This is a genomic window from Paenibacillus sp. UMB7766-LJ446, assembly GCF_030226665.1.
In the GTDB taxonomy this organism is placed as follows: Bacteria; Bacillota; Bacilli; order Paenibacillales; family Paenibacillaceae; genus Paenibacillus; species Paenibacillus vandeheii.
In genome coordinates this window covers 49058-73677 of sequence record NZ_JASOYM010000019.1, presented here as the reverse complement: position 1 = coordinate 73677, position 24620 = coordinate 49058, and the positions used below count along the sequence as shown (strand labels likewise).

At 44.9% G+C, this 24620-nt stretch carries 17 protein-coding genes; 15 read left to right on the top strand and 2 right to left on the bottom strand.

Annotated features, from left to right (window positions below; all coding sequences use genetic code 11):
• The first annotated feature begins 7 nt into the window (after positions 1-7).
• From QP794_RS30740 to QP794_RS30705, 8 genes are all read left to right on the top strand, one after another.
• Positions 8-2677 carry an LTA synthase family protein gene (locus QP794_RS30740; protein ID WP_285080580.1) on the top strand — a complete coding sequence of 890 codons (2670 nt, stop codon included), beginning with the start codon at positions 8-10 and terminating at the stop codon, positions 2675-2677.
• 5 nt (positions 2678-2682) lie between these two features.
• Positions 2683-3597 carry an interleukin-like EMT inducer domain-containing protein gene (locus QP794_RS30735; RefSeq protein ID WP_285080579.1) on the top strand — a complete coding sequence of 305 codons (915 nt, stop codon included), beginning with the start codon at positions 2683-2685 and terminating at the stop codon, positions 3595-3597.
• On the top strand, positions 3594-5282 hold the full coding sequence (locus QP794_RS30730) for an interleukin-like EMT inducer domain-containing protein (RefSeq protein ID WP_285080577.1): 1689 nt from the start codon (positions 3594-3596) through the stop codon (positions 5280-5282). The genes QP794_RS30735 and QP794_RS30730 overlap by 4 nt, the downstream gene beginning before the upstream one ends.
• Positions 5283-5469: 187 nt before the next feature.
• Positions 5470-5667, top strand: a complete 198-nt coding sequence (locus tag QP794_RS30725) for a cold shock domain-containing protein (protein ID WP_024631599.1) — start codon at positions 5470-5472, stop codon at positions 5665-5667.
• Positions 5668-6092: 425 nt separating this feature from the next.
• Positions 6093-6656, top strand: a complete 564-nt coding sequence (gene hpf, locus QP794_RS30720; RefSeq protein WP_053779540.1) for a ribosome hibernation-promoting factor, HPF/YfiA family — start codon at positions 6093-6095, stop codon at positions 6654-6656.
• Positions 6657-7500: 844 nt separating this feature from the next.
• A complete protein-coding gene (secA, locus tag QP794_RS30715; protein ID WP_079350368.1) occupies positions 7501-10005 on the top strand; it encodes a preprotein translocase subunit SecA in 2505 nt (834 codons plus the stop codon).
• Positions 10006-10446: 441 nt separating this feature from the next.
• Positions 10447-11560 (top strand): peptide chain release factor 2 gene (gene prfB, locus QP794_RS30710; RefSeq protein ID WP_285080576.1). Its coding sequence is split into 2 segments (ribosomal slippage): positions 10447-10518 and positions 10520-11560, totalling 1113 coding nucleotides; the frame shifts between segments, so codons are not numbered across the junction.
• A gap of 100 nt (positions 11561-11660) precedes the next feature.
• A complete protein-coding gene (locus QP794_RS30705; protein ID WP_024631595.1) occupies positions 11661-12566 on the top strand; it encodes a YitT family protein in 906 nt (301 codons plus the stop codon).
• A gap of 223 nt (positions 12567-12789) precedes the next feature.
• Here QP794_RS30705 and cls read toward each other — a convergent pair whose 3' ends face one another.
• A complete protein-coding gene (gene cls / locus QP794_RS30700; protein ID WP_285080575.1) occupies positions 12790-14238 on the bottom strand; it encodes a cardiolipin synthase in 1449 nt (482 codons plus the stop codon).
• Positions 14239-14569: 331 nt separating this feature from the next.
• Here cls and argC point away from each other — a divergent pair, with 331 nt between their 5' ends.
• The 7 genes from argC (at position 14570) to argH (ending at position 23679) form a co-directional block, all read left to right on the top strand.
• Positions 14570-15619, top strand: coding sequence for an N-acetyl-gamma-glutamyl-phosphate reductase (gene argC / locus QP794_RS30695; RefSeq protein ID WP_285080574.1), 1050 nt, complete (start codon positions 14570-14572; stop codon positions 15617-15619).
• A gap of 117 nt (positions 15620-15736) precedes the next feature.
• Positions 15737-16975, top strand: a complete 1239-nt coding sequence (gene argJ, locus QP794_RS30690; RefSeq protein ID WP_483311973.1) for a bifunctional glutamate N-acetyltransferase/amino-acid acetyltransferase ArgJ — start codon at positions 15737-15739, stop codon at positions 16973-16975.
• Between the two features lie 334 nt (positions 16976-17309).
• The gene (gene argB / locus QP794_RS30685; RefSeq protein WP_285080573.1) at positions 17310-18149 is read left to right on the top strand and encodes an acetylglutamate kinase; all 840 of its coding nucleotides are present in this window, start codon (positions 17310-17312) and stop codon (positions 18147-18149) included.
• A gap of 283 nt (positions 18150-18432) precedes the next feature.
• On the top strand, positions 18433-19689 hold the full coding sequence (locus QP794_RS30680; protein WP_285080572.1) for an acetylornithine transaminase: 1257 nt from the start codon (positions 18433-18435) through the stop codon (positions 19687-19689).
• A gap of 192 nt (positions 19690-19881) precedes the next feature.
• A complete protein-coding gene (gene argF, locus QP794_RS30675) occupies positions 19882-20850 on the top strand; it encodes an ornithine carbamoyltransferase (protein WP_285080570.1) in 969 nt (322 codons plus the stop codon).
• Positions 20851-20935: 85 nt separating this feature from the next.
• Positions 20936-22171, top strand: coding sequence for an argininosuccinate synthase (locus QP794_RS30670; RefSeq protein WP_285080568.1), 1236 nt, complete (start codon positions 20936-20938; stop codon positions 22169-22171).
• Between the two features lie 104 nt (positions 22172-22275).
• Positions 22276-23679: an argininosuccinate lyase gene (gene argH, locus QP794_RS30665; protein ID WP_285080607.1), complete on the top strand. Its 1404-nt coding sequence runs from the start codon at positions 22276-22278 to the stop codon at positions 23677-23679.
• Positions 23680-23828: 149 nt separating this feature from the next.
• On the opposite strand, the gene QP794_RS30660 is transcribed toward argH, so the two are convergent.
• Positions 23829-24617: an alpha/beta hydrolase gene (locus tag QP794_RS30660; RefSeq protein WP_285080567.1), complete on the bottom strand. Its 789-nt coding sequence runs from the start codon at positions 24615-24617 to the stop codon at positions 23829-23831.
• Positions 24618-24620 lie beyond the last annotated feature (3 nt).

Here is a 24620-nt window from a genome sequence, read left to right as displayed (position 1 = left end):
AATGTATATGTCCTCTTTGATCGTTTCTGTTTTAGTGTTTGTTTGGCATTTTTCTTGGAATTTAACGATTAATAAAGCGTTGGGCAACAAAACTCTATCATGGGCTCATATACTACTTATGAGCCTCCTGGTGGGGCTGTTATCTGAACCGATTCACCAACAGAGTAAAGTGTTACTGCTGGTGGGAATATCATTTTTCAGCCTTCTTTACTATATCAATTTAATTCATGTTCGTTTTTTTGGACACTTGGTTCCTTGGGTACAGATTAAGGAATTTTTTTCGAAGAAAAAAACTACCGCCGCAGGCGGCGATATGTTAGTGCAAGCGCTTAAAGGATTAGTAAGATCTGTAGATTTGATTCTTCTACTAGTTTACCTTGTCACCACAATAGGTATCTTATTTTTAAAGACAGAGCTCCTTAATTCCATTTATAGCATTGTGGCGCTTAATATTGTTTTATTATCACTTATCATCGTTACATGTTTTAAATACAGGGAGATAAAAGAAGGACGGGTTAATCCCTATCTATTTGGTGTGTTCTTTTCTTATTATTTCGTATATTTGAATGAGCAGAAGAGGAAGGAGCAACACGAAGAACTATTTAAAATGTTTGAAAAAGAACAGGATCATGATACGAAGCTCGAAGAATCGAAAAAGGAAGTAAGACAAAAAGATGAGTTTTTCGGAAAATGGAAGGGTAAAAATGTTATTCTTATTCAATTAGAATCGTTTCAACATTTCCTTATTAATCACAAGGTTGACGGTCAAGAGGTGACACCTTTTCTTAATCGTATGGCTCGTGAAAATATACAATTCACAGAAGTTTACAGCCAGTTTGCTATAGGACACACTGTTGATGCAGAGTTTGCAGCGTTACATTCGTTATATCCATTGAAAGACGAAATTATTAACTTTAAACACTTTGACAAAAATTATCGTGGATTAGCTCAAATTCTTAAAGAGAATAATTATGAGACCGCAGCTTTCCACGGGTATAAGGGTGATTTTTATAATCGGAGAATTATGATGAAAACTCACGGATTTGACTCTTTCTATGCGGAAGAGGATTTTGATTCTTCTGAACGAGCTTCAAATTGGATGTCGGACAGGTCATTCTTTGAACAGTCTATTGATAGAATTAAAAACATGAAAGAACCGTTTTTTTCATTCATGATAACCCTGACATCGCATTTTCCGTTTGAATTGGAACAGAAGTACTGGGGATTAGATATAGAAAAGGATCAAACTGATTTTATGTCCGGATATTATCAAAGTGCTAACTATACTGACCGTGCACTAGAATATTTCTATAATCAGTTGGTAGAAGAAGGCCTTCACAAAAACACGGTCCTTGCATTTTACGGAGATCATGAAGGAGTGACACTGGAGAATCTTCCTGCTTTATTCAATATTTTAGGACTTGAGCAAGATAATATTCTTAAAGCAATTAACCAACAGAGAGTGGCAAAGATCCCATTTATCCTGGCTTCGGCTGATGAGGAACAGTCTGTTAAATTGTCTTCATCTAATATTGGTAGTACTTTGGATATAAGTGAAACTTTACTGCATTTAATGGGACTTCCGGCGATTTCTTATGCGATGGGCGAGAGTTTATTTACATTTTCTCCCGATAGAACTGTCCCTTTGACGCAGTACCCTCTAGGATCCTTTGTGTCTAAAAAAATGTTTTGCTATGCTTCTTCAACGGGAAATTATAGTGAAAGTACCTTTTTTGATCGCGAGAAAAATAGAATGGTATTGCCGGTTTTTGGGGAAAATAAAAAGTGTTTTGATTTTAGCAAGCAGCAAATTATTAAGTCAGAATATTTAATCACTGGTAATCAACTTATCGATATCAGAGCTGAGAAAGACAAGAATTATATAGACGTTATAGATATTAATCCAAAGTTAGAAGAACTCCTTTTTGTTGCTGAACGAGATGCTATTATCATTCCCATAGCAAAGAGTTTCGAGCAGGAGTACAAGAAACAGACACAAGATAATCTTTTGATTTTAGATAATCTTCAAAAGTATTACTGTGAACAGACTAAACGAAATATCAAATTCTTCTCTATGATAGATTTCGACATTAATAGACAGAGAATATATTTTGAAGATCCTCAATATGTTGATGATATAGTTAATAAAGGTTACTCTGTTTCTGACGCAATATCGGACTCGTTAGAAGTTTTCTTGGACAGTTTGCCAGATGATGTTTGTATCATAATCACTTCCAAGGACGATGCTTCTAATCAGTTTGATGAGCTATATTATAATGAAATTCAAAACTATGGATTTGAAAAGCTGAAAAAAGGCTCTAATTACCGATTTAGTTATATTAACTTAATTTATAAGAATAAGGGGTTTACTTCATTTTATGAAGTGAGTTCAAGTTCTGCGTTAGAACTCCATTTGAATAAAAACCAGTTCTTTAATGGATTGTATATTCCTTTTAAACTTGGTGCTATAAGTAAGGGGGCCCTTGTTGGAAATCGTTCTGAAATCAATGTTAATGGTTTCCCATATAGTTTAAATAAGCGAGGTCTGAATATTGTTGTAGTAAGTATGCAGACATCAAAAGTACTTCAATCGGTCTGGGCAGATACGTATTTAAATACGAAAGTCAATAATGGAATGTACAAAGCTACAAAAAGTGATGTTACAAATGGGGGGTAAGTATTGTGCTTAGTTTAAATATAACTGCAACAGCACTTGCTCTCTTATGGATTTCCTTACTTGCATCCTTAGCTTTAAAGAGAGAAAAAAAGCAATTTACGGTACAGTTAGAAGAACAAGAAGAACAGCCATTAGTTGTGAAAGATATATCTGAACGATACAACCCAGTTAGTTTTTCAGTGTGGTATGAATTTTTAGAGAGTGTTCTTGAGGTACGAACTAAAATTATTTTTAACCCACAATGGTATCGCGCTTCGGAGGAGTACAAAAAATTTGACGAATATTGTAAGGATAAAGGTGTTACTGTGCTTAAAGAACACAATCTTGATTTTCAAAGGGATCGATCTGCAATTCACTTTGATGATCCACTTTTGATGCCGTTACTATGGAATAAAGGATACAATATCAAATTTGTAAAAGGGAAAAGTTTTACAGACTTATTAAAAGAGGTTGCTCCATTCACACTAATATTTCTATCAGTCAAGGACGACGGTTCTCAAGCGCTGAATCATAAATGGCAAGAGAAACTTGCGGACTACGGTGTACAAAAGTTGACTCGTGAATTTTTGCGTTCGAGTTACATTAACGTAATCTGGAAGAAGGGAGAGAGGGAATATATCAGTCTTCATGAAGAAGTTTCAGACAAAGCAATATCTAAGACAATCGAGTCAGGATATAAGGTTAAAGAATTTATTATGCCAATCCATTTGGAAGTCAAAAGTGCCGGGTATAACAGTGGAAATGTTTCGAGTGTTAAGATAGAGGGATTAGAATATTCGCCTAATTTACGTGGTATGAATATTATAGTTTACGATCTAATAGATTCAAAGGTTAAAAGTGTTCATAGAGTGGATACGTTTGTGAGTATTTTTGAAGATAATACGATATATTGTGCATATCCTGAGGAGGAGAAAATGTGAATAGCGAACTAGACCTATCACTATTGGATTATGGGGCAATTTACATTCCTCTTTCTAATTATTCTAGAAGTCAAAATGATTTGGCTTATGCTGCATATCGTAGTATGTTTTATAGAAAAAATGATACTTGGATCGAAGATATTTCCAAGATCGATTTGGATCTGAATCGAAAAAGTATATATTTCCACACAAGCATTTATATACCTCAGTTTAGTCAACATAATTATTCTGTTGAGCTTACACAAGGAAAATCCTTGGTACAATATCTTATGGAAACTGAAGTAGGATCTTATGTTGTAATTTCAATAAAAGATGACGGGAGTCAACAAATTAAAGATGATGTCTTAGAAGAAGTTAAAGCTCTAGGTATTACACTTCTGGATAGCAGTAAACTTCGATATAGCTATATATGGTTGGCGCGCAAAACGAATGAAATTAGTTATGAAGTAATATACCAGGAATGTTCTTCTGAAGAATTAAGCTGGGAAGGTCAACTGGATGGTAACCACATACTGATAAAAAGTAGCGGAGCAAATGCAGGGAATTATAGTAGCGTAATGATCAATGGTGTTGAGAAAAGTATGAATTCCCGAGGGATGAACATTGTAAGTTGGAAAGAATCGCATAAGGTAGTTTCAACTAATTTCGATACATTCTCTACAATTTATATGCAAGGTAGTTTATTCAAGGCTACTCCTTCTAACTTAAAAAGAAATGATTCCCAATTCAGCGTTGTTAGCCATGCTGGTGGTATATTTCAAGGTCTCAGCTATACTAACTGCAGAGAAGCGATAGAATGGAATTACCGGGTTAAAGGACATCGTATTTTTGAAATAGATTTTGAGTTGACTTCAGATGGCGAAATGGTTGCTAGACATGATTGGCAAACATACCTCTACGATTATTTACAGCAGAAACCGCCCGAAGGAGTAAAAGAAGATGAGCCTCTAACTTTGGATCAATTCAAGGAACTTAAAATATTAAATAAGTATACTCCACTCACAATCACGGATATTTACGAACTTATGGTCAACTATCCCGATTTATATATCGTAACTGACACCAAATATCTGAAAGCTGACATAGTGAAGACTCAATTCAAGAGGATCATATCAGCAGTTGAACCGTATGGTTATGAATTACTTTTACGCATTGTACCACAGATATATAGGGAAGATATGTACTCAATCATTGAAGAGATATTTCCGTTTCCTAGTTATATCTATACACTATATGCGACCCATTCTTCTGATGAACAGATCCTTCAATTTGTTGAAGGAAAGCCTATTGGTGCTGTGACTACATATCCAGACAGGTATACTTCTAATTTTGGTAGAGAGTTAAAGTCACTTGGTGTTGAAGTTGCACTTCATACAATTAATGATATGGAGCAGGTCAAGAAATATGTGGGTATGAATGTTGATGGGTTTTATACAGATAGTTTATCTTCTATTGATATTGAGAGTGAGATTATAAGATATCAATCTGAGGTAAATGCAAGCAGGGACATGTTACTATTATATATCGAAAAACGTTTTGGAACGGTTACTTCACGTATATTAAATAGGTTTCAGCAATTTAGCAAACAGGAACTTAAAGAATTTGCTCCCAAGTTGTTTCTTATCAACACCTTAGAGGAGTTCTATCAGCTATGTGAAGAAGTGAAATTCCAATTAAATGCATAATTATTTTATAGAATTAAGTTAAGGTGACAGCATTATTAAAATAACGCCATTTTCCAACAAAAAATTCCAAGAAAACATTTACGTTACCAATTGACAATGGATAACTTTGGATGGTATTATCTGAGTTGTGGGCAGAGGTTAAGGCCGAAAGCTTCACTTCATTTGATGACGAAGGGAATGTTAGTGCATGCAAGGTAAAGTAAAATGGTTCAACGCAGAAAAAGGTTACGGTTTCATTGAAACTGAAGACGGCGGCGACGTATTCGTACATTTCTCCGCAATTCAATCCGAAGGATTCAAAACTTTGGAAGAAGGTCAATCCGTAGAATTCGACATCGTCGAAGGCGCGCGTGGACCGCAAGCAGCTAACGTAATCAAATTATAATCATCCGGACAATCCGACCTACATATATGGTTAGATGGTTACCAATTGAATTATCGCTAGCATCAGACTCCGGTTTTTCCGGGGTCTTTTTTTGTTTTAATAGATTCATAATATACAATTTCACAGGTCAGTTGAGGTCAATATTCGTAGGAGTCTGGCAGATACAACAGGTAAATTAATTTTCATTTTACATAACAGATTGAAGGAGCTCGGAAACGGTTAATTACATCATCAAGCGCCTAATAAGACCATCCATGTTAATTAACGATTATGCCTCAAAATGGTGAAATATCGCGAAATATGGCGGTAATCCTATATTGGCTGATGTGGCTTGAACAGATGTCATTATTCGGTCACCGGGAGTTTTTACATGGCGCTTACATTCGTGTTATAATGAAGTGGCAAAGGAAAAGGAGGAGTGCCCTATGAATTTAAGTATTCGAGGTCAACAAATCGAGGTTACCGATGCTTTGAAGGATTATGTCGACAAAAAGTTGAGTAGACTCGAGAAGTATTTCGATGCACCCCTTAACTCTGACGGTGCTGTTACCCTGAGCACGACGAGAGGCTTGCATACAGTAGAGGTGACGATCCCTTTGAAAGGCATTGTGCTCCGCGCCGAGGATGAGAGTGACGATATGTACGCTTCCATTGACTCCGTGGTAGACAAGCTGGAACGTCAGATCCGTAAACACAAAACGAAAATTAACCGTAAGTTCCGCCAGGAAGGCAGCCTGAAAACACTGTTCGTCGAAGATCCGACAGGCACAGTAGCTACTGCTGAACTGGATGCGGAAACTGAAGATGACGACTTGGAAGTGGTTCGGACGAAACGGTTTATGTTGAAACCGATGGACGTGGAAGAGGCTATCCTCCAAATGAACATGGTTGGCCACAATTTCTTCGTATTCTCCAACATTGAGAATGAAGAAGTCAGCGTTGTGTACAAACGGAACGATGGAAAATACGGTTTGATCGAACAAGGTTAATGGAGTCAGTGTAATTGACTGACCTAATGCACTGATTTAGTACACTAACCTGGTTTAGTAACTAAACTATTGAATTGAAAAATAATTTCTTAACTGATAGCGAATGAACACAGGGACATCTTAGCTTCCTGTATTGGATTAAACTAACAAGAGCCTCCATCCTTTATGGGATGGGGCTCTTTTGTGCGTTGTCGGGCTGGAAAAAAGTCGCTGGGGCAAGATTGTGAAACTATTTCCCATGCTACTGCGTCTAATATATAGTAGGAATGAGACAAATCCGTGCAAGGAGGAATACCAAATTCCAAATACTCACGGAAATGTTACTGAGGATATATTCTTTTTCTCAACATTGAGATTTTCATCCAAATTTACCACCAAAATTCGTTAACATGGCTTATCTAACTGGAAAATGAAACGATAGAATCCAGGGCTTCCGCTAACGACTATGATTTTTTGCACTTAAACTACTTTTGAGAGGCTTCAAAAGTTCAAAGAAGTGTACCGTGGCGTGTTGCGGCGACCCTTACAAACTGTTACAATTTATGCAAGAGAATCATTGTCCTGATGAGGAATTGTCAACGAATGATCGCTAATCATAATCAATGACAGGCACAGCACCATGAACATGATTCATAAGGCTCGGTTTTCGGCTTATTTCTAATAACCTGATCCGGTTGAATACCGAATCAGCTTCATGAGGGAACCTTGGCAAGCCTGGAGTTGATTCATCCATATTATTATTTATATTGTTTGTCACCCCCGGGCAAGTGGATACATATCCATCCGATGGTGTCGCGTGGCGGCAGCAGGGGGTCTATTCTGTTTTGCACGAAAGGGGTATACCATGCTAGGACTTGTCAAAAAGATCTTCGGCGACATGAACGAACGTGATGTTAAACGTCTGATGAAGACAGTCGATGTAATCAATAAACTGGAACCACAATTTCAGGCTCTGTCTGATGAACAACTGAAATCCAAAACGGATGAATACCGTGCCCGCATTGAAAAGGGAGAAACAACTGATGAACTTCTTCCGGAGGCATTTGCAACCGTACGTGAGGCATCGCGTCGTGTATTGGGCAAACGTCACTATGATGTACAGATGCTCGGAGGCATTGCTTTGCATGAAGGCCGGATTTCAGAGATGAAAACGGGTGAAGGTAAGACACTGGTAGGAACACTCCCGGTATACCTGAATGCATTGATGTCCAAAGGTGTACACGTGGTAACGGTCAATGATTATTTGGCTCAACGGGATAGCCAGGAAATGGGACAAATTTATGAATTCATGGGCATGACGGTAGGGGTTAACCTGAGCGGTATGGACCATGCTTTGAAACAACATGCGTATGCATGTGATATTACGTACGGAACGAACAACGAATTTGGCTTTGACTATTTGCGTGACAACATGGTGTTGTACAAAGAACAGATGGTACAACGTCCATTGTTCTTCTGTATTATTGATGAAGTGGACTCCATTTTGGTCGATGAGGCACGTACGCCTTTGATCATTTCCGGACAAGCTCAGAAATCAACGGACCTGTATTATGCAGCCGACCGTTTCGTGAAACGTTTGGTTCCAGAAGAAGACTTTACGGTGGACATCAAGGTGAAATCCGTAGCGCTGACTGAAGCGGGTGTGGCGAAAGCGGAGAAAGCATTTGGTATCGAAAACTTGTATGATCATGCCAATGTTACGCTCAACCATCACATCGTACAGGGATTGAAAGCGAACGTAATCATGCGTCGTGACGTTGACTACGTGGTGAGTGACGAGGAAGTACTGATCGTCGATGAGTTCACAGGCCGTTTGATGGCAGGACGTCGTTATAGCGATGGATTGCACCAAGCGATTGAAGCCAAAGAAGGCATTGAAGTACAGAACGAGAGCATGACTCTTGCTACGATTACATTCCAGAACTATTTCCGGATGTACCGCAAGCTTGCGGGAATGACGGGTACAGCGAAGACCGAGGAAGAAGAGTTCAAAAAAATCTACGGTCTCGAAGTATTGCAGATCCCAACCAACCGTCCGAACAAACGGGATGATATGGCTGATGTGGTGTACAAGAGCATTGATGGCAAGTTCAAAGCGGTTGTGGAAGAAATCGTGGAACGTCACAGCAAGAACCAGCCAGTTCTGGTTGGTACGGTATCGATTGAGAACTCCGAGCGTCTTTCGGACATGCTGAAACGCCGTGGAATCAGACACCAGGTATTGAATGCCAAGTACCACGCTGAAGAAGCGGAAATCATCTCAGGTGCAGGTCAAGCAGGAGCGGTGACGATTGCAACTAACATGGCTGGACGGGGTACAGATATTATCCTGGGCGAAGGTGTCGCTGAAGTGGGCGGTCTTCACATCATCGGTACAGAGCGTCATGAATCTCGCCGGATTGATAACCAGCTGCGTGGACGTGCAGGACGTCAGGGTGACCCGGGTTCCACACAGTTCTACCTGTCACTGGGTGATGAGCTGATGAAGCGTTTCGGTGCAGACAATGTACTGAACATGATGGAGCGTCTTGGTTTTGAAGAAGACCAACCGATTGAGAGCCGGATGATTACCCGTGCGGTAGAGTCGGCACAAAAACGGGTTGAAGGGAATAACTTTGACGTACGTAAAGTCGTTCTGCAGTATGATGATGTCATGAACCAACAACGTGAAATTATATATAAACAGCGCCGTGAGGTGCTTGAGTCCGAGAATATCAAACAGATCGTTATGGATATGATCAAGCCTTCCATTGAACGTATCGTGGAAGCTCATTGCAGTGATGATATTCCGGAAAACTGGGAGCTTCAAGAAGTTGCCGACTACATGAACAGCAAATTGCTGGATGAAGGCTCAGTAACGAAAGATGACCTGTGGGGCAAGGAAGCGGAAGAGATTATCGACTACCTGTTTGAGAAAGTTCAGAACAAGTACAATGCACGTGAAGAGCGAATCGGTGAAGAGATGGTTCGTGAATTCGAGAAAGTGGTTGTGCTCCGCGCAGTAGACAGCAAATGGATGGATCATATTGATGCGATGGATCAATTACGTCAAGGTATCCACCTTCGTGCCTACGGCGGTACAGATCCACTGCGTGAGTACCAGTTCGAAGGCTTCGAAATGTTCCATCAGATGATTGCTTCGATTCAGGAAGAAGTGGCAACCTATGTGATGAGAGCGCAAATCGAGAGCAACCAGGAGCGTCAGGCGGTTGTTGACGAAAGTCAGATCTCGACAAGCGGCGAACCTACGGAGAAACGTCCGGTAAAAGTATCTGACCAAATCGGACGCAACGATGCTTGTCCATGTGGCAGCGGCAAAAAGTTCAAACACTGCCACGGTCAAGAGTAGTCAAAAGCTCCTCTTATATACCCTGTGTATAAGTTGGATCTGAATTTTTTACACCATAACGGAGAGTGCAGAAGCAATCTGGAGAAGCAACGCGTTCGCCTTTATCACCGGATTTTTCCCTTGTGAGAGGGAATCAAAAAAATCTGGGGATAAGAGCGATCGAAAGATGCTACTGCAATCGGAGTGGTAAGGTGTAACGAATGCTGGCTCAACTTAAATAGAATGACATGAACGGCTCCTTGCAGCCGGGTATTCCAAATGATCAAGTGAAGGATGCATAACCTGTAATTGGTGCATAGTTATAACTATGTGACCAGGATTATGGAGAAGAGGATTGCCGATATAAAGGTGACCGAGACTCCAAGGTGAAGCATCAGATACTTGTTCTGGAGGAATGCCCTGGATGCGGGGAGCTTATCTTAATGAAAAGAGGAATTGCACATGATCGATCCAAGCGTGAAGCAGGACCTGCGTGAAATAGGCAAGAAACTAACAAATCTTAGGGGGTCTCTTTGACTTAGATCTCAAGCAAGAGATGATTGAGAACTTCGAAGTGAAGATGTCCGTCCCGGATTTCTGGGATGATAATGATAAGGCACAAGCCTTAATCGCTGAGCTGAACGCGGTGAAGGGTTCTGTGGATCAGTACACCAAGCTGCAGCAGGATTATGACGATGCGGTCATGATGGCAGAACTGGCTGACGAAGAAGGCGACGATGATCTGGCTGTGGAGATCGGCAACAGCGTAACAGCCATCGTGAGTAAAGTAGAAGAGTTCGAGCTACAGCTTCTGCTGAATCAGCCGTATGACAAGATGAATGCGATTCTAGAGCTTCACCCGGGTGCTGGTGGTACCGAGTCTCAGGACTGGGGACAGATGCTGATGCGGATGTACACACGCTGGGCCGAGAAGCGTGGCTTCAAGGTTGAGGTGCTGGATTATCTGGCAGGAGATGAAGCAGGAATCAAGAGTGTCACATTATCGATCAAGGGGCATAATGCTTATGGGTATCTGAAAGCCGAAAAGGGTGTCCACCGATTGGTGCGGATATCACCTTTTGACTCCTCAGGACGTAGACATACTTCCTTCGTATCCTGTGATGTGGTTCCAGAGATTGATGACACGATTGAATTGGATATTCGAACAGAAGATCTTAAGATCGATACGTATCGTGCGAGCGGTGCGGGTGGACAGCATATCAATACCACCGACTCAGCCGTACGGATCACTCACCTTCCAACTGGTGTGGTGGTAACGTGTCAGAATGAACGTTCACAGATCAAGAACCGTGAGCGGGCGATGACGATGCTTCGTTCCAAATTGTATGAACGTAAAATTGAAGAACAAAAACAGCATCTGGACGAAATCCGAGGAGAACAGTCGGATATTGCGTGGGGTAGCCAGATTCGCTCCTATGTATTCCATCCCTATAGTATGGTAAAGGATCACCGTACGAGCGTAGAGACGGGAAACACTGGTGCAGTAATGGATGGCGACCTCGATGGATTCATCGACGGTTATTTGCGCAGCCAGATTAAAGTAGATACCGATTAATCAAAAGTTCCTGTATAGACCCGATACGTGTAGGCGTATGCTGGGTGTATACAGGGGCTTTTTTTTGAGCATATATACAAAAAAAGGAGAGCACGATGACATGCAGCAGCAACAGCATTTACACAATAACCGCAAGAAGAGGCTAACTACCCTCATTCCCCTGAACGGTCCATGGAGAAATGTCGTGGATACCGTATCCATCATATTAGGTTCGTTTTTGATTGCCGTGGCCTTTAATTTATTTTTACTTCCGAATCAGATTGCGTCAGGCGGGGTATCCGGGTTATCGATATTAGGCAAACAATGGCTGGGGCTTGAGCCGGCATACACCCAGTGGGCTATTAATATTCCGCTTCTGATCGCGGGTTTTCTCCTGATTGGCAAGCAGTATGGTATCCGTTCTGTGCTTGGCAGTATCGTTCTGCCTTTGTTCGTATTTCTCACGAAAGACTGGGCCATCCCAACAACGAATCCGCTCCTAGGTTCACTCTATGGAGGAATTGGGGTTGGTCTCGGGATTGGGATTGTCTATCGGGGGAGAGGTTCAACAGGAGGCATGAGCATTCTTGCCAGGATCGTACAAAAATACAGTGGGCTGAGTTATTCCCTTTGTGTCGTGATGATGGATGCTACAGTTATTATTATGGCTGCCTTTGTACTGTCTTTGGAACAGTCGCTCTTTGCTCTGATCGGGTTATACGTTACCGGAAAAGTCATTGATGCCGTCGAGATGGGGCTTGGTTACTCGAAGGTTGCTTATATTATTTCCAACCAGACCGAACCGATTACGAAGGTGATTCTGGATGATCTGGATCGCGGACTGACGAAGCTGGAGGCAAAAGGTGGCTACACCGACGATCAGCGAACCGTTCTGATGGTGGTCGTTGGACAGAATGAGGTGCCGAGACTGAAAGCCTTGATCCGGTCCGTCGACCCGGGGGCTTTTGTCATTATTAGCAATGCGCATGAAGTATTGGGCGAAGGCTTTAAGCGCGAGGAAGTGTAAGGTACAGCGAGTAGGCAATCTATAAATTAAACTTAACATTTACATGATAACAGAGAGCAGTTTAAGCAGTTCGTTTAACTAACAAGAAAGTAAGCATATAAATGTAAAAAAAGCAGGTACTCCTCCACCAGACATGGCTGGAAAGGAAGTACTTGCTTTTTGTTTTGTCTTTTGAACGAAAATCACTGTGCTACTTGCTGTATATCTACTATCACTACTATATCTACAGAATCGGAGACAGCAGACGAGAAATCGCTTCTTTAAATTTGATCTTCACACTGCGTTTATTGTATTCATCAAGCGTCATCTCACGGGATACAAGAAGATCATGCTCAAATGTCTGCACAAGAGCAGTCGCAATTGCTTCGTCATACATAAATGCATTTACCTCAAAGTTCAGGCGGAAGCTGCGGTAATCAATATTAGCGGTTCCCACGGATGCGACCATACTGTCGATAATGAGTGTTTTGGCATGAATAAAGCCGTTATCGTATATAAATACAGTTGCCCCTACTTTTAACAACTCACCGATATAAGACAGCGTAGCCCAATATACGAAGGCGTGATCCGGTTTATTAGGAATCATGATGCGAACATCAATCCCTGACAGGCACGCAAGACGAATGGCTTCGAATACACTGGCGTCCGGGATAAAATAAGGCGTCTGTATGAGAATGGAGTGTTTGGCACCATTGATCATTTTCAGATAACTGTTTTTGATGTGCTCGGTCTCAGCATCCGGTCCGCTGGATACAATCTGCATCGCAGTTGTTCCTGTACCCTCAATATGAGGGAAATGCGCCGGAACATAAGGGGTATCATGCTGCTTGGACGCTTCATTCCAATCCAGAAGAAAACGGGTCTGAAGAGCATGAACAGCATTACCCTGAATACGCAAATGCGTATCGCGCCAGTAACCGAACTTGGAATTCAAACCGAGATATTCATCCCCTACATTAAACCCGCCTGTATAACCTAGGTTACCGTCAATAATAACGATTTTACGATGATTTCGGTAATTCATACGTAGGTTAATCAGACTGAATTTGGATGGGAAAAAGACTTCAACCAAACCGCCTGCTTCGCGCAATTCTTTGAAAAAGCGTTTGGATACCCGCCGTGAGCCGAGTGCGTCATATAGCAGACGAACTTTGACGCCTTCCTTCGCTTTGCGGATGAGTGCATCCCGGATTCTTTTGCCGAGTCGGTCACCTCTATAAATGTAGTATTGCACATGAACATGATCCTGCGCTGCCTCGATATCATCAAGCAACCGCTGGAATTTGTCTGTCCCGTCCGTGATAATTTCGACCGCATTGTCTTCGGTCAACAGAGCGTCATTCTGCTTCAGGTTCATATAAATCATGTCCTGACTGCTCTCTGTGGCCTGATTACGGAACGGTGTTCGGTTGTCTTGCAGCTGTTCAAGCTGAGCAGCAATACGTTCTTCAAGCCCGAGCTTCTTGCGCTCTTTCCACTGGAAAAGCCGGTAGCGCGTCAGGTTTTGCCCTGTTAATAGATAGAGTACAAACCCGAACACCGGAATAAAGTTTAAGACGAGCAGCCAAGCCCAGGATGCACTTGCATCCTTTCGTTCGAAGAAAACGACCGCTGCTGCGAAAATAATATTCAGGCCCAGGAGTACAACAAGTAAAATGGATTCGATATGCACTGTAGTCCCCCATGTCTCATAATGACCATCATGAATCCATTCATAAACCCTTCCTCGTGTAGATTGATTATGAAATAGACCCTGGTTGTAATGTTTCCTATAATACGTATTTTAGCAGAAGTATACGGGTTCGTCCGCAGATGTTGGAAAGATATGTTCGGGATACAACATTATCCGTGTTAAATTGATGGTAGAGTGTTGTATTTATATAACTAGAGTTGTATAATAATACACAAATATGCATAGAAGCGACGGAATTGCTGTATGAACGTCCCTTGAGGGCAGGAGAACAGTTATAAATAGCGCATACAACAGGATTGGGGGAGCGAGAGTGAATAACAAATTAAAAGTGGCAATCGTCGGTTCCACCGGCTACGGCGGGGTGGAACTGATTCGTTTTTTCCAAAACCATCCGCTGGTTGAAATTACTTCGGTAATCTCTTCATCCAGCAGTGGTGAGTCCATCGCAGATGGATTCCCGCATTTGACGGACGTGATTCATAGGCCACTCGACGGCGTAGATCCGGCTGAGATCGCAAGTCGTGCAGATCTGGTGTTCACAGCAACCCCGTCTGGTGTAAGTGCGAAGCTCGTTCCAAGCCTGCTTGAGGCTGGTCTTAAGGTCATTGATCTCTCTGGAGATTTCAGACTCAAGGATGGAACGGTGTATGAAGAGTGGTATAAACATCCGGCACCATCTGCTTCATTGTTGGAACAAGCGGTATATGGCATGGCAGAGGTGTATGGAGACGAAGTGAAGGGGAAGAACTTTATTTCCAACCCAGGCTGCTACCCAACGGCGACGTTACTTGGATTAATTCCAGCTGTTGAGGCAGGATGGATTGATCCTACCAGTATCATCATTGATGCCAAATCCGGCGTGTCGGGTGCGGGACGGGGAACAAGTCTGATGAATCATTATGCAGAAATGAACGAGAATTTCAAAGCATACAAACTCAATAAACATCAGCATATTCCCGAAATCGAGCAAGTGCTGGGCAATATCACTGGAACTCCAGTCACAGTAACGTTCACAACGCAGCTGGTGCCGATGACGCGTGGAATCATGAGTACGATGTATGCCAATCTAATTGGCGAACACAGTGACCGTGAAATCGTTGATCTGTACCGCAAATATTATGAGAATCGGCCTTTTGTGCGTGTGCGTGAGCCGGGGATCTGGCCTTCAACGAAGGAAGTGTACGGATCGAACTATTGTGATATCGGATTTGCAGCTGACCCTCGTACAGGTCGTTTGACGATTATTTCGGTCATAGACAACCTGGTGAAAGGTGCATCCGGGCAAGCCATTCAAAATATGAACCTGATGATGGGATGGGAGGAGAACCTCGGGCTGAACATGACGCCGGTATATCCATAAGGTTTGAATTATTGGGGGAGCGTCCAGACGCAATTTCCGAAACCATGTGGGGAAGACGGATCAGGCAAAGCAAGCGGACAATCGGCATGCAGCCGAACGCTTAACGGGGGATAACATATGGAAACGAATGTGGAGCAAAAGGCTTTTACGATAGTTGAGAACGGAACGATTGTAACCCCGCGCGGGTTCAGTGCTGGCGGATTGCATTGTGGTTTGAAAAAAACATCTCGCAACGACATCGGAGCGATCCGCTGTGACGTGCCGGCAACTGCAGCTGCGGTGTATACAACGAACGTATTCCAGGCCGCACCTTTGAAAGTCACGCGTGAGAGCTTGAGCAATGGACGCCTTCAGGCAGTCATCGTGAACAGCGGGAATGCCAATGCTTGTACCGGACAACAAGGGGAAGAGGATGCCTACGCCATGCGTACGGCGGCTGCACGTGAATTGGGCGTAGCGGAAGAGGATGTTGCTGTCGCTTCCACAGGTGTTATTGGTGAATTGCTGAAGATGGACGCTGTGCACTCGGGGATTAGCGGACTTCCGGCACGCTTGGGCAAGGAAGCAGGAGAAGCGGAGCATTTTTCCCAAGCTATTCTGACTACCGATTTGGTGAAAAAAGAAGCCTGCGTCGCCGTTGAGGTGAACGGCAAAACGATTACGATTGCAGGTGCTGCCAAGGGATCGGGGATGATTCATCCGAATATGGCAACCATGCTGGCCTTTATGACCTCGGATGCAGTCATTGGCGCAGAAGCGTTGCAGCGCCTGCTGCGCCAGGCGACCAATCATACATTTAACATGATTACAGTAGATGGAGATACAAGCACGAACGACATGCTCGTTGCGATGTCCAGTGGACTGGCAGACAACGAAGAACTGACCACGGAACATCCGGACTGGGAAGCTTTTGCTGCTGGATTTACTTATGTGTGCGAGGTACTTGCCAAAGCCATTGCGCGTGATGGCGAAGGAGCAACCAAGCTGGTTGAGGTACAGGTAACAGGTGCGGTAAGTGATGAATCGGCGCAAGCCATTGCGAAGACTGTCATTGGATCGAGTCTCGTGAAATCCGCCATGTTTGGCGCAGATGCCAACTGGGGACGAATTATTGCAGCTGTAGGGCGCGCAGGACAGCCGGTGAACCCGGAGACGGTGGATATCCGTCTGGGAGACATTTCTGTACTTGCTCAATCCCGTCCGGTCGTTTTTGACGAAGAAGCGGCACTGGCCTACTTGCAGACCGATAACGTACGCATTGTAGTCGATTTGCACCACGGCGAGGGAACAGCCATCGCTTGGGGCTGTGACCTGACGTATGACTATGTACGAATTAACGCGGCATACCGTACGTAATAAGTAACTGTTTTATATTTACACGTTAAAAATGCAGCTTTCCTATGAGAAGCTGCTTCGTAAAATATGTTGAAAATTATATATGAGATTTAAACTCACCTTTGGTGTTTGACAACTGGCGAAGGCAGTGGAAGAGTCGGAATCGATTCTGTAGAAGCGTAGCGTTCGCCTTTGTCTCCGAGTTTTTCCCCTTAGAGAGGGGAATCCAAAAAACTTGGAGACAACAGCGATCGAAAGAACGATCCGGATCTGTAACGTTCAGCCGCTTTCTGTCAGGCATCTATGAAGTGTTAAATCTGTTTAAATTAAATTTTAATATGAAAGGAGTGCCCTCATGAATTCAACATTGCAAAATGAGAGTGCCGGAACTGAGGCAGGCGCCGAGAAGCAGACGTTTGTCATGAAATGCGGAGGCAGCACGCTGGCGGCGTTGCCTGACTCCTTTTTTGCAGATCTGCGTGACTTGCAGTCCCAGGGAACTCAGCCTGTCATTGTGCATGGCGGCGGCCCGGCGATCTCGGATAATTTAGCGAAGCTGGGCATTGAGACCGAGTTCGTGAACGGATTGCGGAAGACGACGGAACCTGTATTGGATGTCGTAGAGATGGTTCTCGCGGGGAGTATTAACAAACAAATCGTACGTCTGATCCAACGTGTTGGTGGACGTGCGCTGGGCTTATCCGGTGTGGATGGTGGTCTGATCCAGGCGAAACCGGTTAGCAATCATGCAGAGATAGGCTGGGTAGGTGACGTAACGGGCGTTAACGCGGAGATTATTCAAGGAATTGTAAATATGGGCTATATGCCAGTTATCGCGCCGGTTGGTGTAGATGCAACTGGTCAGCGCTATAACATCAATGCGGATACAGCCGCAGGTGCCGTAGCTTCCCATCTCGGAGTTAGCCGGATGATTGTAGTAACCGATGTCCCTGGCATTATGAAGACTATAGGCGGCGAGAAAAAAGTATTGCCAGCCGTCTCTGTACAAGAGATCGAGGATATGATTCAAACCGGAGAAATCTATGGCGGCATGATTCCAAAGGTGCGTGCAGCCATCGCTTGTATTCACGGCAAAGTGCGTGAGGTCGTTATCGTAGACGGCAGCGAACCACAGATTCTGAGCCGTGTGCTTGGCGGAGAAACGATCGGAACCCGAATTATGCGTATGCAATAATACGAACTTGTAATAACGTGAGGAATCAACATTTTGTACACGGCTTTTTTTATATAAGATGAACTGGACATGACACGAGAACGGAGAGTGCAGAACCAATCTGAAGAAGCGAAGCGTCCGCCTTTATCCCCGGATTTTACCCTCTATTAAGGGGATCGAAAAAATCCGGGGATAACAGCGGTCGGAAGATGGTACTGCAATCGGAGTGGCCTTGTGGAAAGTAGGGTTAGCTTATAGGGTTTGCCTAGTGTACTCATACAAAGGAATAGGAGTGTGATAGGTGATGGCAAAAGGCAATGAACAGCCAGGTTCTGGCACAGCAGTAGCGGGCGTAGCGGCGACAGGTGCAGCGGTACAGACGGATAGCTCTCTTTTCCAAACGTATGCACGTTATCCAATCAGTCTGGTCAAGGGTAAAGGCAGCTGGCTATGGGATGATCAGGGCAATCGTTATCTTGATTTCATGTGCGGGTTGGCTGTAACGAGTCTGGGCCATGCACCGGAGAAAGTCGGAGCCAAGCTGAAAGCGCAGATTGATGAGCTGTGGCATGTATCCAACCTGTTCCAGATTCCGGGTCAGGAAAAAGCAGCGGCTTTGTTAACAGCAAATACATGTGCAGACGCGGTGTTCTTTTGTAACAGTGGTGCAGAAGCGAATGAAGCGGCAATTAAACTGGCTCGTCGCTATCACCAGAAAGTGAAAGGCACAGGTCGGTACGAAGTTATTACATTTGCCCAATCCTTCCACGGACGGACACTCGCAACCTTGACAGCAACTGGGCAGGATAAGGTGAAAGAAGGATTTTTGCCATTGCCAGCCGGATTCGTAACGGTTCCTTTGCATGACACAGCGGCACTCGAAGCGGCAATCGGACCCAATACAGCAGCAATTATGCTGGAGATGGTGCAGGCCGAGGGTGGGGTACATCCGGTCAAACCAGAGTTTGTCCATCACGTTCGGAAACTGTGTGAAGAGCACGGACTGCTGTTGATCGTAGACGAGGTGCAGACAGGAATGGGACGTACAGGTAAACTGTTTGCGCATGAGCATTATGGCATTGAGCCTGACATTTTCACAGTAGCCAAAGGTATTGGCAGCGGCTTCCCTGTAGGTGCGATGCTGGGTAAAGGTTATCTGAAAGATGCGTTTACTGCGGGCAGCCATGCAACGACGTTTGGCGGTACACCGCTCGCTTCCTCGGTTGTCATTGCGACGATTGAAACGATGCTCGAAGATCAACTGCCAGAGCGTGCAGCTGAAATGGGCGAGTACTTGATGAACTCTTTGCGGGAACGTCTGGCAGGCAACTCATTTGTGAAAGAAGTTCGGGGGATGGGTCTGCTTGTTGGGATAGAATGTGCTGAAGCGGTGGGAGACATCGTGCTCGCTGGTCAGAAGCGAGGCATTCTCTTTGTTTCTGCAGGACCGAATGTCATTCGTCTGCTTCCAAACTTGTATGTGAGCAAGGAAGAGATCGATGAGGCAGTATCCTTGGTAGCAGCGTTAATTGAAGAGCATGTGGCGGCGAAGAACGCTTAATAAGACTTTATAAAACCTTTCTGACTCGGGGCCTTCATTGGCCTCGAAGAGGAACAAGATGAAGAATCCCTGTAGCCGCGCGGTAAATTAGCGGAAGATGAAAGTGAGCACCCGGATGGCAAGAGCTCAACCTTCTACACTCTTCTGCCCATGCGGGTGCAGGGAACCGGAAATAAGGAGGACAAAATGAACATGACACAAACACAACAGACGGAGAAGGTCCAGAAGGTCGATCTTAGAGGCCGTGATTTTATTGAATTTACAGATTATACAGCGGAGGAAATTCGCTATTTGCTGGACCTTGCGATTGAGATTAAAGGCAAACAAAAAAACGGCGTACCGTATCAGCCACTCCAAGGCAAAACGATCGGACTCATTTTTGAAAAGTCATCTACGCGTACACGTGTATCCTTTGAAGTAGGCATGTTCCAATTAGGCGGTCACGCGCTCTTCTTGAGCAAAAACGATATTCAACTCGGTCGTGGCGAAACGACACATGATACAGCTAAAGTCCTGTCACGTTACCTGGATGGCATCATGATTCGTACCTTTGGACACCATAATGTGACTGAACTGGCACAACATGCGGATGTTCCAGTTATTAACGGCCTGAGTGATGCAGCGCATCCATGCCAGGTACTCGCGGACTTCCAAACCGTGCTGGAGCACAAAGGCAAGCTGGAAGGTCTGAAAATGGCTTATGTGGGAGATGGCAATAACATGGCCCATTCCCTGATGCTTGGTGCAGCGAAGATGGGTATGCATGTTGCAGTAGCCACTCCTGAAGGTTATGAGCCTGACAGCGCAGTGGAAGAGCAGGCGCGCAGCATTGCACAGGAGAGCGGCTCACAAGTGACTGTAACGTACAGTGCAAAGGAAGCTGTGAAAGATGCAGATATCGTCTATACAGATGTATGGGCAAGCATGGGTTTTGAAGAGGAGCAGAAGATTCGTGAACAAGCATTCGCCGCGTATCAGGTGGATGAGGAACTGATGAAAGGCGCGAAGCCGGATTATATGTTCCTGCACTGCCTGCCAGCTCACCGTGGAGAAGAAGTGAGTGCCGGAGTGATTGACGGTCCAAACTCCCTGATCTTTGATCAGGCGGAGAACCGGCTGCATGCGCAGAAAGCGTTAATGGCTGCGTTAATGAGCGAATAGACGCTGTTTGCCTGATTGGGTTGATTTTAGGCACAGATTTCGCGATGATAGATTAAGCAACTGAACTTGGGGAGGACCATTGAACATGGCTAAGGAAAAAATCGTACTCGCTTATTCTGGCGGGTTGGACACATCTGTAATTTTGAAATGGTTGAAAGAAACATATGATGCGGAGATTATCGCATTTACGGCGGATATCGGACAAAAGGATGAACTGGACGGCCTTGAGGAAAAAGCTCTCGCTACAGGCGCTTCCAAAGTGTACATCGACGATCTGCGCGACGAGTTCGCCAAAGATTTCATCTATCCAATGTTCCAGGCAGGCGCCCTTTATGAAGGACAGTACCTGCTTGGTACAAGTATCGCACGTCCACTGATCGCTAAACGAATGGTCGATATCGCTCGTGCAGAAGGCGCTACTGCGATTGCTCACGGCGCTACGGGTAAAGGGAATGACCAGGTTCGTTTTGAGTTGAACGCAGCTGCGCTGACACCAGACATTCAAGTCATCGCACCTTGGCGTCTGGAAGAATTCCGCAACCAGTTCCCGGGACGTGCTGAGATGATTGCTTATGCTGAAAAACACGGCATTCCGGTAACGGCGTCGGCGGCTAAGCCGTACTCCACAGACCGTAACCTGCTGCATATCAGCTATGAGAGCGGCGTGCTTGAAGATCCTTGGTTCGATCCAAGTACGGACGAGAACAAGGACATGTTCCTACTAAGCAGTGCACCTGAAGATGCACCAGATCAAGCGGAGTATGTTGTACTTGATTTTGAACAGGGTAATTGTGTTGCACTGAATGGTGAGCGTTTAAGCCCACTGCAAGTGATGGAGCAACTGAACGAACTTGGTGGTAAACATGGTATCGGTCGTGTGGACATGGTTGAGAACCGCTTTGTCGGTATGAAGAGCCGTGGCGTATACGAGACACCGGGTGGAACCATTCTGTTTACGGCACACCGCAAAATGGAATCCATCACGATGGACCGTGAAGTCATGAACCTGCGTGACAGCCTGATCACACGTTACAGCACACTCGTTTACAACGGTTTCTGGTTCGCACCGGAACGTCTGGCGCTGCAAGCACTGGTAACGGAAAGCCAGAAAAATGTAACAGGTACCATTCGTGTGAAACTGTATAAAGGTAACATCATTGGCGCAGGTGTGAAAAGTCCTGTCAGCCTGTACAACCCGGACATTGCCACAATGGAAGCTGATCCAACGCAAGCATACGATCAAGGGGATGCAACGGGCTTTATCCGCCTGAATGCATTGCGTTTGAAAGTAAACTCCGGTGTGGAGCAAAACAAAAACTAATTTCATCTGCATATTGAGCATCACGATTATAACTGACAAGGCGGGCCGTTCTTGCACATCTGGCAGGAGCGGCTTTGTCCATGAGCGAAAGGGGAGCACTCACTGTGAGCAAGCTGTGGGGAGGACGTTTTACCAAACAAACCAATCACCTGGTTGAGGAATATACAGCGTCAATCAATTTTGATAAAGCGTTGGCCGAGGAAGATATTCAAGGAAGTCTGGCTCATGTAACGATGCTGGGCAAATGCGGCATTCTTCCGGCAGAGGATGTAGAAACGATCAAGGAAGGTTTGATCACCGTTCTGCATAAAATCCGCGCAGGCGAAGTGGAATTCTCCGTATCGGATGAAGACATCCACATGAATATTGAGAAAAACCTGATCGATACCATCGGCCCTGTAGGTGGCAAATTACATACAGGACGCAGCCGGAATGATCAGGTAGCAACGGATATGCATTTGTACTTGCGTGAGCGCGTGGTTGGATTTGTTGGCATGCTGCACTCGTTGCAGGAAGCGTTGATCGGACAAGCCAAAGATAATCTCGATACGATCGTGCCGGGTTATACGCATCTTCAACGTGCACAACCGATTCTGTTCGCCCATCACCTGATGGCGTATGTATCGATGTTCCAACGGGATGCGGAGCGTCTTATGGACAGCTACAAACGCATTAACATTTTGCCACTGGGTGCAGGTGCCCTTGCAGGCACAACGTTCCCGATTGATCGTCATTTTGTGGCGGAACAACTGGGCTTCGACGGTGTCTACGAGAACAGTCTGGACGCGGTCAGCGACCGTGACTTTATCGTGGAGTTCCTGGCAGCTGCATCGCTGATCATGACGCACTTGTCCCGTCTGAGTGAAGAACTGGTCCTGTGGAGCAGCACGGAGTTTGGTTTTGTTGAACTGGACGACGCATTCTGCACGGGCAGCAGCATTATGCCACAGAAAAAAAATCCGGACGTTCCCGAACTCGTTCGTGGTAAAACAGGACGTGTGTACGGCAACCTGATCGGTTTGCTGACCGTACTGAAATCTCTACCGCTTGCTTACAATAAGGATATGCAGGAAGACAAGGAAGGCATGTTTGACACTGTGGCGACGCTGGAGGGTGCGCTTCAATTGTTCGCACCGATGATCGCAACGATGACGGTCAACAAAGGACGGATGCGTCAAGCGGTCAATCAGGATTTCTCGAACGCTACGGATATTGCGGACTTCCTCGTGGGCGAAGGTTTGCCGTTCCGTCAAGCGCATGAGGTTATCGGCAAAACCGTATTGTACTGTATCCAAAACGGCAAGTACCTGCTGGATCTGACAATTGATGAATTCCGTCAATTCTCTCCGCTGTTCGATGAGCGTATTTACGATGTACTGCAACCGGAAGCGGTTGTAAATGCTCGTAACGTATACGGCGGAACTGCTTCGAATCAGGTGGCTGAAGCAATTGCCCGCAGTGAGAAGGTGCTTGAAATGACAGAGCAATGGATTACCAATCGAGGTTAATTTTACGGTATCCTTTTGGAGTAAAACCAAAAAGCAGGCAGAGAGATTTTTCTCATGCCTGCTTTTTTTGTTTTGTACACTCACGATCTTTCAGTGAATGAACCGTTCCACTTGAGTATGGATTGGCGGGTTCCATCGGATATTTCTTTTTATTTACGCTCACGCAGAGGCAACCATTTCAATACATTCTGAATCTTCTTGTCCCAATAGCCCCACTCATGCTCACCGGGTTCCTCCTCATAGGTCAATTGGAGATCAGTCTGGGAACAGGCTTCACGGAAGGACTGGTTCTGCTCATACAGGAAGTCTTCCGTACCACAGCATTGATAGAGCAATGGTCGAGGTCCACTGCTCGCTTGGTTCTCCTTCAGTAGTTGCAGCAGATCGTTCTCCGAGCCTGCAATCTTCGGGCCAAAGATACGTTCCATTTCGGCCCGCCAGAGTGGGCTGGAATTCATATTATCCAAATGCGCTACCATGTCGAGCGCTCCCGACAAACTTGCCGCGGCAGCGTATTGATCCGGTTTCCGAAGCGCAAGCTTGAATGCCCCGTAGCCACCCATGGACAACCCGGCAACATAGTTGTCTTCACGTTGGTGAGATAGCGGGAAGAAGGAACGCGCGAGTGCAGGCAGCTCTTCGCTAATGAACGTCCAATAACGTCCACCTTCAGCCATATCCGTATAGAAGCTGCGATGAACCTGAGGCATCACAACGGCAATACCAAGGTCGGCAACATATCGTTCGATGGATGTACGGCGCAGCCAGATGGAGTCATCGTCCGATAGACCGTGCAGCAGATACAGTGTGGGATGCAGTCCTTGGCCCGATACGCTCTCCATACCAATCTGATTTTGGGTTTGTTGTGGCAGGATAACATGCATGCTGGTGCTTAGACCAAGCGTGTCCGAGTAAAAATTACATTGAATAAGTGCCATGTG

Bases quoted from the DNA above. Each gene is read 5' to 3' on its own strand.
- QP794_RS30725 (WP_024631599.1), top strand. From the start codon at position 5,470: ATGCAAGGTAAAGTAAAATGGTTCAACGCAGAAAAAGGTTACGGTTTC.
- argF (WP_285080570.1), top strand. From the start codon at position 19,882: ATGACACAAACACAACAGACGGAGAAGGTCCAGAAGGTCGATCTTAGA.
- QP794_RS30670 (WP_285080568.1), top strand. From the start codon at position 20,936: ATGGCTAAGGAAAAAATCGTACTCGCTTATTCTGGCGGGTTGGACACA.
- secA (WP_079350368.1), top strand. From the start codon at position 7,501: ATGCTAGGACTTGTCAAAAAGATCTTCGGCGACATGAACGAACGTGAT.
- argB (WP_285080573.1), top strand. From the start codon at position 17,310: ATGAATTCAACATTGCAAAATGAGAGTGCCGGAACTGAGGCAGGCGCC.
- hpf (WP_053779540.1), top strand. From the start codon at position 6,093: ATGAATTTAAGTATTCGAGGTCAACAAATCGAGGTTACCGATGCTTTG.
- argJ (WP_483311973.1), top strand. From the start codon at position 15,737: ATGGAAACGAATGTGGAGCAAAAGGCTTTTACGATAGTTGAGAACGGA.
- QP794_RS30660 (WP_285080567.1), bottom strand. From the start codon at position 24,617: ATGGCACTTATTCAATGTAATTTTTACTCGGACACGCTTGGTCTAAGC.
- QP794_RS30705 (WP_024631595.1), top strand. From the start codon at position 11,661: ATGCAGCAGCAACAGCATTTACACAATAACCGCAAGAAGAGGCTAACT.
- QP794_RS30740 (WP_285080580.1), top strand. From the start codon at position 8: ATGTCCTCTTTGATCGTTTCTGTTTTAGTGTTTGTTTGGCATTTTTCT.
- QP794_RS30680 (WP_285080572.1), top strand. From the start codon at position 18,433: ATGGCAAAAGGCAATGAACAGCCAGGTTCTGGCACAGCAGTAGCGGGC.